Raw genomic sequence first — 16,828 nt, forward strand, 5'->3', positions numbered from 1 at the left:
GCCATGTAGAGGATTGATCAAAAAATGATCAATCGCTAATGGAAACCCTGCATCTGGATAAGTCACCAATTTTCTTCACAAAACCCCGATTATTTTTCCAGGTCATCCACAGTTGTCCCCATTAGCTGTGGGTGTCTGTGTGGATAACTTGTTCGCCAAACCCTGCAACCCCCGGCGGGCTTAGTCCAAATCGCAATTGATCAGATTTCATACAGTTCTAAGAGCCCGCCTTGACTTCGATCCGGTGCCTGTCTTCACTGCAATGGCACAAGGACAGCTGTCACTTATCCACATCTGGTTCAGGGAGAACGCGTGATGGATACCCAGCCACACCGCTTACCCCCCAATCCCTGCACGCTCCGCGTTCTGCCGGCTCCTTCGCCGCGCAAGCGTACGTTGCGTCGTGCCGTCAATCAGCACGCCCGTCTGTAGCACCTGATTCCTGCCCAAACCGTTGTACTGCCGTCGGGATTTCCCGGAGGCCAGGTGCCCGTTCGCCCATTGATTGCAGGCAACCGCAGAGTTGCCCCATCTGCCTGAGAGAGGAACCCCCTCATGACACGGATCGCAACGCCCATCAGCGAAATCAAGGAACACTACGACGTGATCGTCATCGGCTCCGGGTATGGCGGCGGCATTGCCGCGTCGCGCCTGTCCAGGGCCGGTAAAAGGGTCTGTCTGCTGGAACGCGGTCGGGAAATCCAGCCCGGCGAATACCCCAACACCATGATCGCCGCGACCGAGGAGTTGCAGGTACACGATCCGGACGGCCACATCGGCTCGCGCACCGGGTTGTTCGACCTGCACGTCAACGCCCAGCAGAACGTGGTGGTCGGCTGCGGCCTCGGCGGCACGTCGCTGATCAATGCCAATGTCTCGCTGGAACCGACCGCCGACGTGTTCAAGGATCCACGCTGGCCACTGGCGGTGCGCGAGGATCACGACGGCTTACTCAAGGCGGGTTACGAAAAAGCCCGAGAGATGCTCAAGCCCAATCCCTACCCAAGCACCGCGCCGAACCTGCCGAAGCTTGATGCCAACAAAAAATCGGCAGACTTCCTCAAGCAAGGCGCGCATTTCTACAAGCCGCCGATCAACGTGACCTTCGACAAACTGCCCAACAACCTCAATCACGTCGGCGTCGAGCAACTGCCGTGCAACCACTGTGGCGACTGCGTGTCGGGCTGTAACAACAAGGCCAAGAACACCACGCTGATGAACTACCTGCCGGACGCCACCAATCACGGCGCGGAGATTTTCTGTCAGGCCCAGGTGCGGCATCTGGAGCGCGACGGCAATGGCTGGATCGTGCACTTTCAGTACCTGGACAGCGGTCGCGAAAAATTCGACGCGCCGACGCTGTTTGTGAAAGCCGACATCGTCGTGGTCTCCGCCGGCACCCTCGGCTCCACTGAAATTCTGCTGCGCTCGCGGGACAAAGGCCTGGTGATGTCCGGCCAGCTCGGCGAGAACATGAGCGGCAACGGCGACATCCTCGGCTTCGGCCACAACTGCGAGCAGACCATCAACGGCATCGGTTTCGGCGCGCATTCGGCCAAGGAACTGCAACCGGTCGGCCCGTGCATCACCTCGATCATCGACATGCGCACCGAGGGTGACCGCAGCAGTCGCATGGTCATCGAGGAAGGCTCGATCCCCGGCGCCCTTGGCCGGCCGATGGTGCCGGCGATGGCCGGGTTCGCCGAGATGATCGGCAAGCCCACCGACGACAGCTTCAGCGGCAAGGTGAAGTACAAGGAGCGCGAAGCCGAAAGCTTCCTGCGCGGCCCGTACCACGGCGCGCTGCACAACATGCAGACCTACCTGATCATGAGCCACGACAGCGGCCAGGGACGCATGGTCCTCGACAACAAGGATCAACTGCGCATCGACTGGCCGGGCGTCGGCGAGCAGGAAAACTTCAAGATCGGCAACGAACGCTTGTACCAGAGCACCAAGGCCCTGGGCGGGATCTGGGTCGAGAATCCGATCTGGACCAAGTTGCTCAAGCACAGCATCGTCTCGGTGCATCCGCTGGGTGGTTGTGTGATGGGTGAAGATGCCGCGCAAGGCGTGGTCAATCACAAGGGCCAGGTGTTCAGCGGCGCCAGCGGCACCGATGTCTACGCCAACCTGTACGTGACCGACGGCGCGGTGATCCCGACATCACTGGCGGTCAATCCGCTGCTGACCATCTCCGCCGTGAGCGAGCGCAACATGGGCCTGCTGGCGGCCGATCGTGGCTGGACGATCGACTACACGCTGCCGTCGGCGCCGCGCAAACAAACCGCGCCGCCGACCCTTGGCGTGCAGTTCACCGAAACCATGAAAGGCTACTTCTCCCGCGCCTTCACCGCCGCGCAAAGCACCGACCTCAAAGTCTATGAAGCTGCCGCCAAACGTGGCGAGGCGGACAACTCGCCAATCGATTTCACCCTGACCATCACCGCCAACGACCTCAACCGGATGATCAAGGAGCCGGAACACGCCGCGACCATCGTCGGCACGGTGATCGCTCCGGCGCTGTCGCCGGAACCGCTGACTGCCAGCAACGGCGTGTTCAACCTGTTCGAGCAATTCGAGCAGCAGGTCAATACGCGTCACATGAAGTACGACATGAAACTGACCGCCGAGGACGGCAACGACTACTTCTTCAGCGCCTTCAAGACCGTGCCGGAAGACAATGGCGTGCTGAACATCTGGCATGACACCAGCACCCTCTACGTCACGCTGTATCGCGGGCCGGACAAGACCGGCGAGGTGATCGGCTCCGGGGTGATGCACATCAAACCGACCGACTTCGCCAAGCAGATGACCACCATGAAAGTCCTCAATGCGCGTAACGAGCGTGAGCGCATCGAAGGGCTGGCGCGGTTCGGCAAGTTCTTCGCCGGGATTCTCTGGGAGAGTTATGGCGGGGTGTTTGCCGGTGACAAATACTTCAACCCCGACGCGCCGCCACGGCTGAAACGGCCACTGGATGCGCCGACGCCGGCCGTGCATTTCTTCTCCACCGAAGACGGCGTGCAGTTGCGCCTGACCCGTTATCAGGCCGGCAGCAAAGGCCCGGTGATGCTGGTGCATGGTCTGGGTGTGGGTTCGAATATCTTCTCCACCGATACGATCCAGACCAACCTGCTGGAATTTTTGTGCAAGCACGACTACGACGTGTGGCTGCTGGATTTCCGGGTGAGCATCCTGCTGCCGGCGAGCAAGAAGGAATGGAACGGCGACCAGATCGCCCAGTACGACTTCAAGGCCGCCATCGCACAGATCCAGCAGGAAACCAAAGCCAAAGACGTGCAGTGCGTGGTGCATTGCTACGGCGCCACGACCTTCTTCATGTCGCTGCTCGCCGGTTTGCAGGGCGTGCGTTCGGTGGTCTGCTCGCAGATTGCCGCCGACACGGTGGTCGCGACCGCTACGGGGCTGAAGGCCGGGCTGCACCTGCCGGGGATGCTCGATGCGATCGGCATCAAATCGATGACTGCCTACGCCGACAGCAAGGAGAACTGGTTCAACCGGCTCTACGACAAGGCGCTCAACGGCTACGCGCGGATCGAAGCCCAGGGCTATTGCACCAACCCGGTGTGCCACCGCATCACCTTCATGTACGCCTCGCTGTATCGCCACGACACCCTCAATGAAACCCTGCATGACAACCTGCACGAGCTGTTCGGCGAGTCGAACATCGAGACCTTCGAGCACCTGGCGCTGATCGTGCGCAAAGGGCATCTGGTGGATTTCAAAGGGCGCGACGTGTACATGCCGCACTTTGATCGGCTGACCATGCCGATCTGCTTTATCAGCGGTGCCGACAACCAGTGTTATCTGCCGGAAAGCACGCTCAAGACCTATCAGCGGGTTTGTGAGAAGCACGGGCCGGAACGCTACAGCCGGCATGTGGTGCCGGGTTACGGCCACATCGATTGCATGTTCGGCAAGAACGCGGTGGTCGATGTGTATCCGATCATCCTTGAACACCTGGAGAAAACGGCCCTCGGATAGCCCCCGATCGTGTCGATCGTTCCCACGCTCTGCGTGGGAACGCCGCCATGGACGCTCTGCGTCCGCTTTTGTGACGCGGAGCGTCACGAGATGCATTCCCCCGCGGACGGTTCGACGCTTCGACGGGGGAACGATCTGGGGAACTGATATGGACAGCTACATCCGCTGGTTTCAACGCTTCATCTGGCTCGGCATTGCGATGAACATGGTGTTCGCGATCCCGGCGCTGTTCGCGCCGGGGTTGCTGACATCGGTGGTCGGCCTGCCGCCGCAACTCTCCGACCCGTGGCTGGAAAACGCCGGAATGCTGCTGGTCGGCATCAGCGTGTTCTACATGCCGTCGGGCTTCGACGCGCCGCGCTACGTGGTGCATTCCTGGTTGTGCGTGCTGACGCGGCTGATTGCGGTGGTGTTCTGGATCTACCTGATCAACACCAGCAGCCAGGGTTCGGTGTTCGTGCCGATGCTGATGGGTGACCTGAGCTTTTTCCTGATCCTCGGCATCCTGCTGTACCTCGGCACCCCCCCTGAAAACCGACCCCTGGCGCTGCTGTGTGACGGCTGGCGCGAATGGCGGGCGGCGTGGGCGCGGCAGTGGCAGAGTCACGCGTTCAAAGTCGGCACCCTGATCGTGGTGGCGCTGCTGGCGTTCATCGGTTACCAGACCTGGTATCAGATGCTGCGCGTGGTGCCGGAGCAGGATTACGCCTCAGACGAAGATCACTACAAGTACGCCGCGATTGGCCTGGGTATCGAGGCGCGGATTCCCTATTACCTGTTCTCCGTGCTGCCACAAATGTGCCCGGAAAAACTGCCGAAACCCGGTGGCTGGGAAGTCTTCGGTTTCCTGTTCGAGAACGGCAAGGACCTGCCGATCGGCATGGCCAAGCGGCAGATCGGCTACCCGACCGTCGAGCCGAACTGCGCGCTGTGCCACACCGGTTCCTACCGGGCGAATGCCAGCGACGTTGCGGTGAATGTGCCGAGCGCGCCGGCCAACACCCTGCAACTGCAGGCCTTCCAGTGGTTCGCCTACGATTGCGCCAGCGATCCGAAATTCACCACCGACGCGGTGATGGCGGCGATCAACAGCAAATTCCAGCTGGGCTTTTTCGAGAAGCTCTACAACCGCTACCTGATCATCCCGATGGCCAAGACCGCGCTGCTCAAACAGAAGCAGGCCTACGCCTGGCAGAAGCTGCGCCCGCAACAGGGGCCGGGGCGCACCGACACCTTCAACCCGACGAAAATGGTGGTGTTCGGCTTCCCGGATGACTCGACCATCGGCACTGTCGACCTGCCGCAAGTGTGGAACCAGAAACCCCGGGAATCGATGTACCTGCACTGGGACGGCAATAACAACAAGATCCACGAGCGCAACTACGCCGCTGCGATGGCGGTGGGCGCGACGCCGGAGTCGGTGCTGCCGCCGAGTTTCAACCGGGTGACCAACTGGCTGCTCGGGCACAAGGCGCCGGCGTGGCCGTGGGCACTGGATCAGGCAAAAGTCGCCCAGGGCAAACCGGTGTGGGAGGCTAACTGCGCGGGTTGTCACGATTTCGGTCGCGTCGATACCGGGCAAGTCACCACCAACATCGACCAGCTCGGCACCGATCCGCACCGGCTGAACTCGTTCACCACCGGGCTGGTGGCGGCGTTCCACACCTTCAAGAAACCGCCGTTCGATTTCGGTGCCTATCGCAAGACCCAGAGCTACAGCAACACGCCCACCGACGGCATCTGGCTGCGCGCACCTTACCTGCACAACGGTTCGGTGCCGACCCTGTGGGACTTGCTGCAACCGCCGGAAAAACGTCCGCAGGTGTTCATCACCGGCTCCGATGTCTACGACCCGGTCAACGTCGGCTTCGTGACGAGTGGCGCCCAGGCCAAAGCCTCGGCGGATTTCACCTACGACACGCGTCTGGAAGGCAACCACAACAGCGGTCACCTGTACGGCACGACGCTGTCGGACGACGACAAGCGTGCGCTGATCGAATTCATGAAAACCCTGTGAACCCTTACGGATAGAGGATTTCGCCATGTCAGCGGTCGGTCATCTGAAACACGAATACGACAAGGTCAAGCTGCGCCTGCACGGCTTGTTCACGCGCATCGAAATGGCCTGGATGAAGCTCATCAGCGAACTCGAACCCAAGGAATTCGAGGCCATCATCAAGTTGCTCCAACGCGGTCACGATCAGGCGCAATACGTGCTCAAGCATGGCGAGTTGCCGACCGACGAGCCGGCCGTGCCGTGGGAGTTGGCCCACGGTTTGTCGATCCTGCGTATCGGCAACGCGACGCCGTTGCCGCAATCGCCCGATCAATTGCAGACCAAGGTGCTCAAGGACGGCACGTTGCTTGGCTGCCGCAAATGGGAACTGCTGGATCTGCTGTGGAGCGAGGCTCTGCTCAAGTGGATCGAGAACCTGCGCCATCACGCGACTTTCGGCACCGATCCGGCGCTGGTGACCATGGAGCGCGAAGTGACGCTGGCGATTGCCGGCGACTGGGGCACCGGACCGTTCAACAGCCATGCGCCGGCGGTGTCGGTGGCCAACCAGATGCAACTGGCCAATGCCGATTTCACCATTCACCTGGGGGACGTCTATTACGCCGGCACTCACTCCCAGGAAGACACCGACATGGCCGGCTGGCCGATGGGCACCCACGGCTCGTTCACCCTCAATTCCAACCACGAGATGTACAGCGGCGCCCACGGCTATTTCAAGGAACTGGCCGCGCGTTTTCCGGGGCAGCAGGGCACCAGTTACTTTGCCCTGATCAATGACGACTGGCTGATTGTCGGGCTGGATACGGCGTACGCCTCGGACGTCATGAACCTGTACATGGACGGCACGCTGAACAAGCCGCAGATCGAATGGATGAAGGGCCTGCCGAAGCGCAAAAAACTCATGGTGCTCAGCCACCATCAGGGCTTCGACATCACCGGGCACCACAAGACTGCGCTGTATCAACCGGTGTGCGATGCGCTGGGGCGTGAGCCGGATTATTGGTATTGGGGCCATTTGCACAACGGCATTGTCTATGCGGCCCAGGGCGGACTGCATGCGCGTTGTGCCGGGCACGGAGCGATTCCCTACGGCACCACCAGCGAGCTGAACGGGCATTCGCGGGTGCTGTTTTCGGAGACGAAGGATGCGAACGATCCGGACTACCCGCTGCGGGTGTTGAACGGGTACGCGAAGATCAGGTTGGTGGGGGAGGAGATTTTCGAGGAGTTTATCGGGGAGGATGGATCGGTGAGGTGGTCATCGAAATGATGCGGTGATTGTGTGATCGCTCCCACGCTCTGCGTGGGAATGCCTCAATGGACGCTCTGCGTCCGCTTTTGGGACGCAGAGCGCCCCGGGCTGCATTCCCACGCAGAGCGTGGGAACGATCTGTCACGATTCAACTTGCCAGCGATGCTTTTTAGCCTTGGACCGGCACGCCTTTGAGGTACGGCGCAGGCTCGGCGCCGAGGTTGCTCAGCATCCGCTCGCTGTACCAATCGACGAAGTTGACCACGCCGAACTCATAGGTCTTGGAGTACGGGCCCGGCTGGTAGGCGGTGGAGTTGATCCCGCGCTGGTTCTCTTCGGCCAGACGACGGTCCTGATCGTTGGTCGCGTCCCATACCTGGCGCATGCGTTCGACGTCGTAATCCACGCCTTCGACCGCATCCTTGTGCACCAGCCACTTGGTGGTGACCATGGTTTCCTGGGCGCTGATCGGCCACACGGTGAACACGATGATATGGTCGCCCATGCAGTGGTTCCACGAGTGCGGCAGGTGCAGGATGCGCATCGAGCCCAGGTCCGGGTTCTTGATCCGGCCCATCAGCTTGGCGCAGCCCTGTTTGCCGTCCATGGTCATCGACACGGTGCCCTTGAGCAGCGGCATGCGCACGATGCGGTTGCGCAGGCCGAAACTGGCGTGGGCGTAAGGGATCTTTTCGGCTTCCCACGCGGCAGCGGAGGCGGCGACGTGATCCTTGAACGCCTGATCGGCACGGGGGTCGGTGACGTCGTCCCATTCCAGCAGGGTTTTCAACAGTTCCGGGTGAGAACCGCTGCAGTGGTAGCACTCGCGGTTGTTTTCCAGCACCAGTTTCCAATTGGCCTTTTCCATCAAGGTGGTTTGCACCGCCACCTTGGTGTTTTCCATGTCGTACGGTTCCATGTAGTGGTTCAGGGTCGACAGGAAGTCATCGATGGCCGGCGGGTTCTCCGCCAGGCTGATGAAGATGTAACCGCCGGCGGTCTTAACGTTCACCGGTTTCAGACCGTACTGCTTCATGTCGAAGTCGGCGCCCATTTCGGTGCCGGCGAACAGCAGGCGACCGTCCAGCTCGTACGTCCACTGGTGGTAGTGGCAGACCAGTTTGGCGACCTTGCCCTTGTCGCTGGTGCACAGGCGCGAGCCACGGTGGCGGCAGACGTTGTGGAACGCATGCACCACGCCATCGGCGCCGCGAATGACGATGATCGGGTTCTTGCCGATCTGCAGGGTGATGTAGTTGCCCTTGGCCGGGATCTCGCAGGTCATGCCGGCGATCAACCACTCTTTCTGGAAGATCTCCTGCATGTCGATATCGAACAGGCGTTCGTCACTGTAGAACGGTTGCGGCAGCGAATAGGTGCGCTCGCGTTCCTGGAGCATTTGTGCGGTGGCCTTGCGTGCGGGTTCCAGCGGGTCGCCCAGGCTGATTTTTGCGGTGTCCATCGATGAATTCCTCAAGGCCATCTGCGTGGCCGCGAAAGTGGCTGATCAGGGTTGCAGCGCAAGGTGTAAAGAATCTGTTTGTGTTGGGGGCGAGTGTGGGGCCGCCGCTGCCCGGAACCTTATCCATGGGCGACATGGTGCAATCTGTTCCCGACGCGCAACCCCCGGTGGTTGGGGGCTGGTCGCGATAAGTATGTCAATGTCGCGGATAGGTAAACGGGGCGTTCGCGCTATACGCAGAATCGCCACATGAAGGCCGACAGTCGGCCGTGGAGAACAGCATGTCGAACAGCTTCCTGAATCCGGTCACCACCCAGACCTGGGCCAATGGCCGACACATCGTCCGTTGCGTCAAAGTCATCCAGGAAACCTGGGATGTGCGCACCTTCTGCTTCATGGCCGACCAGCCGATCCTGTTCTTCTTCAAGCCCGGGCAGTTCGTGACCCTGGAGCTGGAGATCGAAGGCCAGCCGATCATGCGTTCGTACACCATCTCCAGCTCGCCGTCGGTGCCGTACAGTTTTTCGGTGACCATCAAGCGCGTGCCGGGGGGCAAGGTCTCCAACTGGTTGCACGACACCCTGCATGAAGGCCAGGAGCTAGCGGTGCACGGACCGGTCGGGCTGTTCAACGCCATCGATTTCCCGAGCCCGAAAGTGCTCTACCTGAGCGGTGGTGTCGGCATCACACCAGTGATGTCCATGGCGCGCTGGTTCTACGACACCAACGGCAACGTCGACATGACGTTCATCCACAGTGCCCGCTCGCCGAAAGACATCATTTACCACCGCGAGCTGGAACACATGGCGTCGCGGATCGACAACTTCAGCCTGCACCTGATCTGCGAAAAGCATGGGCTGGGTGAGCCGTGGGCCGGCTATCGCGGCTACCTCAACCACAAGATGCTCGAACTGATGGTGCCGGACTTCCTCGAGCGCGAAGTCTTCTGCTGCGGCCCGACGCCGTACATGACGGCGGTCAAACGCCTGCTGGAAAACGCCGGCTACGACATGAAGCGCTATCACGAGGAATCCTTCGGCGCCACGCCGCCGGAAGCCCGTGCCGATGCGGTGGAGCAGGCCGAACAGGCAGCGGAAGCACCGGAAGTGCCGGCGGCGGATCTGCACCTGGTGGAATTCACCTCTTCGGACAAGAGCATCCGTGTCGCGCCGGGCGAGACCGTGCATGCGGCGGCTGCCAAGGTCGGCCTGATGATCCCGAAAGCCTGCGGCATGGGGATCTGCGGGACGTGCAAGGTGCTCAAGCTGGGCGGCGAGGTGGAGATGGATCACAACGGCGGGATCACCGAGGACGACGAGGCGGAGGGGTACATTCTTTCTTGCTGCAGTGTGCCGAAGGGGGATGTTCGGATCGAATATTGAATTCAGTTTGCAGGCTTGGGGGCGATCTCTCGTAGGGGAGATCGTATGAAGTAATTAGTTGCTGTTTTTAAATAACTTCTAATGCGGCGAGAAGTCCAAAGAGCAAAAAAGTTAAGCCGGAAATTCTCTGATATTTATATAGTGTAAGTAGCGTGCGTTTGAAGTCTGGCGGAAAATTTTTAATATCTTTTGCGCTCAGTTTCCCTTGGTAAAGGTAGATTTCTGGACGTTTCAGGAAGCTAAAAATTTCCCCCATCATGTAGATCCGCCCCCGCACGCCTCCATGCCATAGCATCATAAGGCCTCCGGCGATCGAACTGTTTTGAAGGCTGTTCATTATTAGTTCTATTTTTGTTTTTGCGATATATAAAACGATGCAGTTAATTATTATGAGTGCGGCGACGTTTATGATGTTTAGAATGATAAAGGCATCTCTTGCAGTTTCATAACTCATCGGGTTTTCTCGTAAATCAATTCACCGGCGATTTCGCCGCCTTTTTCGCCCATATAGCCGACCGTAAAGGATCCGGCTCCCGCAACCACGATCCCGCACAGTGCCCCACCGATTCCTGCACTGGATACCCCGAGTGCTACGCAAATGGTGGAGGCCGTGCTTGCACCTACAGCAGAACCGACAGCTCCACCCAGAAAACTTCCGGTTTCGGTGAATTTAATCTTTTCGCACTCCTCGGCGTTCTCGTTCGTACAGACATCCTGAACCTTCATTACCGAGGCTCCGCCAGCCACGGCCGTACCAATCCATCCGCCATATTTTACGTATTGCGAGGCTTTCACCACGCCTTGAATGTGAGTGGCGTACCCGGGCGGCTGGCCGATGCCGCCAGCCTTCCTCCAGCGGTGCACCAGGTGCGGATGCTCGATTCCTAGAGCGATCTTGAGGTTTGGGTGATCAGGGAGGCCAATGACTTTCTTCGTCAATCCGGTTAGCTGTCCGTCCAGCCGTTGAAGTAATTCGGCGCGCCGCTTTTTGAATGCTTTTGAGTTCAGGCTGCCATTGGTCTCGATAGTGCTGATATGCAATGCCTCAATTTCTTTCAAAGCGGCTTTTATGCCATCCAGATGATTAGCCGCCATGGCAGTACCAACCCCAATAACTTTTGACCCATCTGAAAGCGTCCGTCTGATGACCTCATAGTGCTGGGCAAAAAAGTCCGCCTCTTCCACCGTCAACGGCGCCAGCGCCATGCTGACGATGTGCGCGGTTTCCATCAGCAGTGATTCTTCATAGGTGCATTGCTGATTGTCTGGATCACTCAGAACAATCATCGATCCGGCCTTCACCACGTCCTCCAGTGGATTCAGGCTTTTGAATTTGGCGATGACACTCGGGTTTGGCGACGCAAACAGCTGCGCCTGAAGTTTCTCGGCGGACACGCTTTTGGGCACGATGTAGAACCCTGGCTCTTCGGGCGCCGGCAGCTCCTGCGGCCAATGCTCGCGGGGAACCATTCGCAAGTCGTTGACCGGACGCGGAGAGGAGGGCGGGGCTGAGTTCGGGCGTGTCACTTTCAGGTTCTGCTGGTGAGCGGCCCGCAGCAGACGTTCCGGATCGGGAGTTGCTGCAGGCTGTGGGAGCATCGACAAGCGTCGTGCCTTGGCCGTGCCGGTGATCGCTCCGTGCCTGTTTTGCTGCAGGATCCGAGACTGGTTCAGCAGGTTGTGTTGTTCCTGCACAAGCGCAAGGATTCCCTGCTCCGGAGTCAGGCGTCCGGCGGCAACCTCATCGGTGATGTGCTTGGCGAAATATGCGACTTGTTGATTGAACTGCACACGCGCGATGCCGAACGCCAGATGGCGAGCACTGGCGGTCAGCGCCTGGCCGAGCAGATTGCCGGCGGCATCCTCAACGCCGCAGGGATCATGTGGTCGAGGGTTCAATCCTGGCTACCCCACGAGGTATGGCCGGTGGTGCCCGCAATGTGGTGTACCCAACTGATGCCGCGGTAACGAATGGCCAGTTGTTCTTGAGGTTGAGCGTCGTTTTGCAGAATGACGTGGGGCACTTCCTGCGAGAGTTCAGCCAGAACGGCCCCATCGAGGGAAATTGAATAAAACTTCTCCTGCTGACCTTGAGGCGAGGTTCGGTAAAGGCTGATCGTGCATTCGAGTTCTTCGCTGTTCGAATGCGCCTGGGCCAGCAAGGGGGAGGATTTGTCGACCGCTTTGGTGATGATGACCGGTTGGTGGACGGCTTTGCCGAGGTTGTTGTCGCGGCGCATTTCATGGCTCAAGGCGAACACCATGATTTCATCGGTATGGGCTTTTTGGTATTTGTTGCCGACCGATTCCGGGGTCGAACACCCGGCTGAAATAAGGCCTTGAGTCTTGCCGGTAATGGTCATGTAGGCAGGGTTCGCCATAGTCAGCACTCCTCGAAAAAGGAGCAGGCAGTCTATGGCGAAGCCTGTTTGGTTTATGTAGGTCCTGGTGTAGGTTTATTCTGAAAATGCTCAGTCGATAAACAGATCCGTCATCAACTTCGCGTCACTCTTCGGCTCAAACCGATAGTGGTCGAATTCGCTCACGCCGCTTTCGCGCAAGATCTCTTCATCAATCAACAACCGCCCGGTAATCCGCCGCCCGCTGCTGCTCAGAATCACATGCGCCGCATCCGCCATGATCGCTGGCGTGCGCGCATGCTTGAACGACTCCCGATTGCCCAGCTGAAACTCGATGGCCGCCGTGGCAATCATGGTCTGCGGCCACAGCGAATTGACGCTGATGCCGTAGTTGGCAAACTCCTCGCTCATCCCGACCGTCAGCATGCTCATGCCGTACTTGGTCACGGTGTAGGGGCTGTACTGGGCGAACCACTTACTGGCCAGATTCAGCGGCGGTGACAGGTTAAGGATGTGCCCGGAGGATTTCTTCAGGTAGGGCAAGGCCGCCTGGCTGCACAGCAACACCGCGCGGGTGTTGATCTGGTGCATCAGGTCGAAACGCTTGAGTTCGATGTGCTGCACACCGGTCAACTTGATCGCCCCGGCGTTGTTCACCAGCGCATCGATCCCGCCAAAATGTTGATTGGCCTGGGCCAGCGCCTGTCGCACCGCCTCCTCATCCCGCACATCCAGTTGCAGCGCCAGGGCCTTGCCGCCGGCCGCTTCGACTTCAGCGGCGACGCTGTGGATGGTGCCGGGCAACTTGGCGTGCGGCTCGGCGCTCTTGGCCGCGATCACGATATTGGCCCCGTCCTGTGCAGCCCGCAGCGCAATCTCGCGCCCGATGCCACGGCTGGCGCCAGTGATGAACAAGGTTTTGCCTTTTAGCGACATGCGCAAGCTCCTGCTTATTGTTATGTGAGCGATGGCTCGACAGACAATGTAGACGATGGAGCTGAAACAGGAGGGGGAGGAGCTGTGGCGTGGGAGCAGGCTCCCGCGCCACGGGGAGGCGATCAGGCCGACATGACTTCGCGGATGTCGCGCGCCAGTTCGCGTACGCGTTCCTCTTCGGTGTCCCACGAGCACATGAAGCGCGCGCCGCCCTTGCCGATGAAGGTGTAGAAGCGCCAGCCGCGCGCGGTCAGGGCGGCGATGGCCGGTTCCGAGAGTTGCAGGAACACGCCGTTGGCCTGGACCGGGAACATCAGTTCCACGCCCGGGATGTCGCTGACCAGTTCGGCCAGCAGTTGCGCGCAGTGGTTGGCGTGGCGGGCGTATTTGAGCCAGGCGTCGTTTTCCAGGATGCCGACCCACGGCGCCGACAGGAAACGCATCTTCGAAGCCAGTTGCCCGGCCTGTTTGCAGCGGTAGTCGAAGTCTTCGGCCAGTTTGTGGTTGAAGAACAGGATCGCCTCACCCACCGCCATGCCGTTTTTCGTGCCGCCGAAGCACAGCACGTCGACGCCGGCCTTCCAGGTCAGATCCGCCGGCGAGCAGCCGAGGAAGGCGCAGGCGTTGGAGAACCGCGCGCCGTCCATGTGCAGGTTCAGGCCCAGTTCCTTGCAGGTGTCGCTGATGGCACGGACTTCTTCCGGGGTGTAGACACTGCCGACCTCGGTGGCCTGGGTCAGCGTCACCACGCGCGGTTTCGGGTAGTGGATGTCCTGGCGCTTGAGGGCGACTTCGCGGATCGAGGCCGGGGTGATCTTGCCGTTTTCAGTGCCGGCGATCAGCAGTTTCGAGCCGTTGGAGAAGAATTCCGGCGCGCCGCATTCGTCGGTTTCGACGTGGGCGGTTTCCGAGCAGATCACGCTGTGGTAACTCTGGCACAGCGACGACAGCGCCAGCGAGTTGGCGGCGGTGCCGTTGAAGGCGAAGAACACTTCGCAGTCGGTCTCGAACAGCTTACGGAAATCATCCGAGGCGCGGGCTGTCCATTCATCGTCGCCATAGGCGCGCTGGTGGCCGTGGTTGGCCTGTTCCATGGCAGCCCAGGCTTCAGGGCAGATACCGGAGTAGTTGTCGCTGGCGAATTGTTGGCTCTTGTCGGTCATGGCCGGCTTCCGTGATCGGTGCGCTTGTGGCGCTCCGTTGGTCAATGAGGGTGCGCACTTTACCGAAGATCATCCGGGGAGCACACGGGATGTCGCTGTCAGAACTTTACAAGGATGCGAGCCGATTATGCACCTGAGCCAGCGTGACGGCGCACTCGATCTGCTCAAGTGGCTGGCGCTGCTGAGCATGCTGCTCGATCACCTGCGATATGTCGGGATCAGCGCCGATTGGCTGTATGTGCCGGGGCGGCTGGCGTTCCCGTGGTTCTGCGTGGCGATGGCGGCGAACCTGGCCCGAGACGGCGCGCGCAAGACCGAATGGCGCTATCTGGGCTGGTTGCTGCTGTTCAGCCTGCTCAGCGAGATTCCCTACCGTTTGTACATTCCGGAGCCCGACACCCTGAACGTGATGCCCACCCTGGCGCTGGGCCTGTTGGTGGCGCGGGGCTGGCAGGAGCGAGTGCTGATTTCGCGATTGCTGGCCGTCGGCGCGTTGCTGTTGGCGGCGATGTTCCCGGAGCGACTGATGTTCGGTCTGTTCGGCGTCCTGCTGCCATTGGCGATGTTGCTGGTGTTTCGCAAACCCTGGTGTTTCAGCCTGCTGCCGGGGCTGGTGTGTCTGGCGGCGAATCAGTGGCAGGTGCTCTTCGAATCCGCGCAGTTCGGCAACTTGGTCGCCATCGGCGGCATTGCGACCTGCCTGATGGCGCCATTGCTCGGAATGTTCCTGCTGCGACACGCCATTTACCTCCACGCGCCACCCATGCGGCGCTGGGCGTATGCGCTCTATCCCGCGCATTTCGTGGTTCTTCTGGCCTTGCGCCAGCTACTTGTTTGAGTCCGTCGCCGCCGCCATGTCGTAAACGCACCTTTGCGTGGCGTCCGTAGGCATTTGACCTCCCTGCGCCGGCCATACCATCGCATCAAAGGGCACTGGCTGAACGCCGTGCCTTACCGAGACGAATGGCGCACAGATGCCGCTGGGAGAGACGCGATGTTCAGCAAGCAAGACCAGATCCAGGGTTACGACGATGCACTGCTGGCGGCGATGAATGCCGAGGAGCAACGTCAGGAAGATCACATCGAGCTGATCGCGTCGGAGAACTACACCAGCAAACGCGTCATGCAAGCGCAAGGCAGCGGCCTGACCAACAAATACGCCGAAGGCTATCCGGGCAAGCGCTACTACGGTGGCTGCGAGCACGTCGACAAGGTCGAAGCCCTGGCCATCGAACGCGCCAAGCAACTGTTCGGCGCCGATTACGCCAACGTCCAGCCGCACTCCGGTTCTTCGGCCAACAGCGCCGTGTACCTGGCCCTGCTGCAAGCAGGCGACACCATCCTCGGCATGAGCCTGGCCCACGGTGGTCACCTGACCCACGGCGCCAAGGTTTCGTCCTCGGGCAAGCTGTACAACGCCGTGCAGTACGGCATCGACACTAAGACCGGCCTGATCGATTACGACGAAGTCGAGCGTCTGGCTGTCGAGTGCAAGCCGAAGATGATCGTCGCCGGTTTCTCGGCCTACTCGAAAACCCTCGACTTCCCGCGCTTCCGTCAGATTGCCGACAAGGTCGGTGCGCTGCTGTTCGTCGACATGGCCCACGTCGCCGGACTGGTGGCCGCCGGTCTGTACCCGAACCCGCTGCCGTACGCCGACGTGGTCACCACCACGACGCACAAGACCCTGCGCGGTCCCCGTGGCGGCCTGATCCTGGCCAAGGCCAACGAAGAAATCGAGAAGAAGCTCAACGCCGCGGTATTCCCCGGCGCCCAGGGCGGCCCGCTGATGCACGTTATCGCCGGCAAGGCCGTGTGCTTCAAGGAAGCGCTGGAGCCCGGCTTCAAGGCCTATCAGCAACAAGTGATCGACAACGCCCAGGCGATGGCGAGCGTCTTTATCAAACGTGGCTACGATGTAGTGTCCGGCGGCACCGACAACCACCTGTTCCTGGTCAGCCTGATCCGTCAGGGCCTCACCGGTAAGGACGCCGACGCCGCCCTCGGTCGCGCTCACATCACCGTCAACAAGAACGCCGTACCGAACGACCCGCAGTCGCCGTTCGTGACCTCCGGCCTGCGCATCGGCACCCCGGCGGTGACCACTCGCGGCTTCAAGGTGACCCAGTGCGTGACGCTGGCCGGCTGGATCTGCGACATCCTCGACAACCTCGGCGATGCCGATGTCGAGGCCAACGTCGCCCAGCAGGTTTCGGCCCTGTGCGCTGACTTCCCGGTTTATCGCTGA

12 protein-coding genes are annotated in these 16,828 nt (G+C 60.3%); 6 read left to right on the forward strand and 6 right to left on the reverse strand.

The features are described from left to right. The first annotated feature begins 555 nt into the window (after nt 1-555). The 3 genes from QRN46_RS05385 (at nt 556) to QRN46_RS05395 (ending at nt 7,295) form a co-directional block, all read left to right on the forward strand. On the forward strand, nt 556-4,008 hold the full coding sequence (locus QRN46_RS05385) for a GMC family oxidoreductase N-terminal domain-containing protein (protein ID WP_285354370.1): 3,453 nt from the start codon (nt 556-558) through the stop codon (nt 4,006-4,008). 148 nt (nt 4,009-4,156) lie between these two features. After that, a complete protein-coding gene (locus QRN46_RS05390) occupies nt 4,157-6,025 on the forward strand; it encodes a c-type cytochrome (RefSeq protein WP_201817870.1) in 1,869 nt (622 codons plus the stop codon). Between the two features lie 25 nt (nt 6,026-6,050). After that, nucleotides 6,051-7,295 carry a metallophosphoesterase family protein gene (locus QRN46_RS05395; protein WP_221615996.1) on the forward strand — a complete coding sequence of 415 codons (1,245 nt, stop codon included), beginning with the start codon at nt 6,051-6,053 and terminating at the stop codon, nt 7,293-7,295. A 151-nt stretch (nt 7,296-7,446) separates the two neighbouring features. Here the strand turns inward: QRN46_RS05395 and gbca are convergent, their stop codons facing one another. Then, the gene (gene gbca / locus QRN46_RS05400) at nt 7,447-8,739 is read right to left on the reverse strand and encodes a glycine betaine monooxygenase oxygenase subunit (protein ID WP_201817868.1); all 1,293 of its coding nucleotides are present in this window, start codon (nt 8,737-8,739) and stop codon (nt 7,447-7,449) included. A 281-nt stretch (nt 8,740-9,020) separates the two neighbouring features. On the opposite strand from gbca, the gene gbcB reads away from it, so the two are divergent. Then, complete coding sequence (gene gbcB, locus QRN46_RS05405; RefSeq protein ID WP_011336281.1) at nt 9,021-10,121, forward strand: glycine betaine monooxygenase reductase subunit; 1,101 nt, start codon at nt 9,021-9,023, stop codon at nt 10,119-10,121. Nucleotides 10,122-10,188: 67 nt separating this feature from the next. On the opposite strand, the gene QRN46_RS05410 is transcribed toward gbcB, so the two are convergent. The 5 genes from QRN46_RS05410 to QRN46_RS05430 all read right to left on the reverse strand — a co-directional run bounded on the left by QRN46_RS05410 (nt 10,189) and on the right by QRN46_RS05430 (nt 14,580). Further along, the gene (locus QRN46_RS05410; RefSeq protein WP_011336280.1) at nt 10,189-10,575 is read right to left on the reverse strand and encodes a hypothetical protein; all 387 of its coding nucleotides are present in this window, start codon (nt 10,573-10,575) and stop codon (nt 10,189-10,191) included. Then, nucleotides 10,572-12,020 (reverse strand): hypothetical protein, encoded by a 1,449-nt coding sequence (locus QRN46_RS05415; RefSeq protein WP_011336279.1) that lies wholly within the window; start codon nt 12,018-12,020, stop codon nt 10,572-10,574. Before QRN46_RS05415 ends, QRN46_RS05410 begins: the two co-directional genes overlap by 4 nt. Continuing rightward, nucleotides 12,017-12,502, reverse strand: coding sequence for an Hcp family type VI secretion system effector (locus tag QRN46_RS05420; RefSeq protein WP_011336278.1), 486 nt, complete (start codon nt 12,500-12,502; stop codon nt 12,017-12,019). Before QRN46_RS05420 ends, QRN46_RS05415 begins: the two co-directional genes overlap by 4 nt. A 90-nt stretch (nt 12,503-12,592) precedes the next feature. Continuing rightward, on the reverse strand, nt 12,593-13,417 hold the full coding sequence (locus QRN46_RS05425; RefSeq protein ID WP_129972201.1) for an SDR family oxidoreductase: 825 nt from the start codon (nt 13,415-13,417) through the stop codon (nt 12,593-12,595). 122 nt (nt 13,418-13,539) lie between these two features. Further along, nucleotides 13,540-14,580, reverse strand: a complete 1,041-nt coding sequence (locus QRN46_RS05430) for a threonine aldolase family protein (protein WP_011336276.1) — start codon at nt 14,578-14,580, stop codon at nt 13,540-13,542. A 127-nt stretch (nt 14,581-14,707) separates the two neighbouring features. On the opposite strand from QRN46_RS05430, the gene QRN46_RS05435 reads away from it, so the two are divergent. Then, on the forward strand, nt 14,708-15,418 hold the full coding sequence (locus tag QRN46_RS05435) for a TraX family protein (RefSeq protein WP_285354371.1): 711 nt from the start codon (nt 14,708-14,710) through the stop codon (nt 15,416-15,418). Between the two features lie 156 nt (nt 15,419-15,574). Continuing rightward, complete coding sequence (gene glyA / locus QRN46_RS05440; RefSeq protein WP_011336274.1) at nt 15,575-16,828, forward strand: serine hydroxymethyltransferase; 1,254 nt, start codon at nt 15,575-15,577, stop codon at nt 16,826-16,828.

The sequence above is a fragment of the Pseudomonas sp. lyk4-R2A-10 genome, assembly GCF_030209075.1.
GTDB classification, from domain to species: Bacteria; Pseudomonadota; Gammaproteobacteria; order Pseudomonadales; family Pseudomonadaceae; genus Aquipseudomonas; species Aquipseudomonas glycinae.

Excerpts from the sequence above, each read along its gene's own strand:
- QRN46_RS05420 (WP_011336278.1), bottom strand. The coding sequence starts at position 12,502 with ATGGCGAACCCTGCCTACATGACCATTACCGGCAAGACTCAAGGCCTT.
- QRN46_RS05435 (WP_285354371.1), top strand. The coding sequence starts at position 14,708 with ATGCACCTGAGCCAGCGTGACGGCGCACTCGATCTGCTCAAGTGGCTG.
- QRN46_RS05385 (WP_285354370.1), top strand. The coding sequence starts at position 556 with ATGACACGGATCGCAACGCCCATCAGCGAAATCAAGGAACACTACGAC.
- QRN46_RS05395 (WP_221615996.1), top strand. The coding sequence starts at position 6,051 with ATGTCAGCGGTCGGTCATCTGAAACACGAATACGACAAGGTCAAGCTG.
- gbcB (WP_011336281.1), top strand. The coding sequence starts at position 9,021 with ATGTCGAACAGCTTCCTGAATCCGGTCACCACCCAGACCTGGGCCAAT.
- QRN46_RS05425 (WP_129972201.1), bottom strand. The coding sequence starts at position 13,417 with ATGTCGCTAAAAGGCAAAACCTTGTTCATCACTGGCGCCAGCCGTGGC.
- QRN46_RS05430 (WP_011336276.1), bottom strand. The coding sequence starts at position 14,580 with ATGACCGACAAGAGCCAACAATTCGCCAGCGACAACTACTCCGGTATC.
- glyA (WP_011336274.1), top strand. The coding sequence starts at position 15,575 with ATGTTCAGCAAGCAAGACCAGATCCAGGGTTACGACGATGCACTGCTG.
- QRN46_RS05410 (WP_011336280.1), bottom strand. The coding sequence starts at position 10,575 with ATGAGTTATGAAACTGCAAGAGATGCCTTTATCATTCTAAACATCATA.
- QRN46_RS05390 (WP_201817870.1), top strand. The coding sequence starts at position 4,157 with ATGGACAGCTACATCCGCTGGTTTCAACGCTTCATCTGGCTCGGCATT.
- gbca (WP_201817868.1), bottom strand. The coding sequence starts at position 8,739 with ATGGACACCGCAAAAATCAGCCTGGGCGACCCGCTGGAACCCGCACGC.